1 pseudogene is annotated in these 518 nt (G+C 64.1%); it reads right to left on the bottom strand.

The features are described from left to right. Nucleotides 1-39: 39 nt before the first annotated feature. Nucleotides 40-518, bottom strand: a pseudogene (locus OCL88_RS21145) (IS256 family transposase); the annotation flags it as partial.

The following is a 518-nucleotide window of genomic DNA, read 5'->3' as shown; positions in this document are numbered from 1 at the left end:
GCGGGTTATAGGACAAAACGTGTGTAAATCCCGGGCGTGTTAGGTGCGTCCTGCCCAGCCGGTGCGGTGCCAGAGGCCTTCGTCTGGGCTGAGGCCGGTGCTGTAGAGCTCTGGGCCTGGTTCTTGTTCCTGCAGGGTCTGGGTTGTTCTCTTGGCTGGTCGGTAGTGACTCGTTTCGATGAGCGTGGCCGGTGGGCGGGGTTGCTCGCTGTGTAGGTAGAGGTACCACTCGATCGCTCGCTTTTGGTGTTCCTCGCCCATGCCGCGGTGAGTCCGCAGGATCAGCCGGAGTTGGGCGTTGGTGCCGCCTTCGATCCTGTTCGTTGTCGAGGCGATGTCCAGCCCGTTGTATTCACGGCTCAGGTAGGTGAAGAGCGTGCCGGCCTGGCCGAGGCGTTCGAGCAGCCGGTAGGCCTTCCGGAGCCTGTCGTGGGTGTACCACCAGGCCTGATTCGATCGGACCCATCCCGGAGCAACGGCCGTCGCGGCGCGGTAGGTGCGGGCTTTGACCAGGGCCC

Source organism: Paenarthrobacter sp. PAE-2 (assembly GCF_026013155.1).
GTDB classification, from domain to species: Bacteria; Actinomycetota; Actinomycetes; order Actinomycetales; family Micrococcaceae; genus Arthrobacter; species Arthrobacter ureafaciens.
This window is presented reverse-complemented; position numbering and strand designations above follow the sequence as displayed.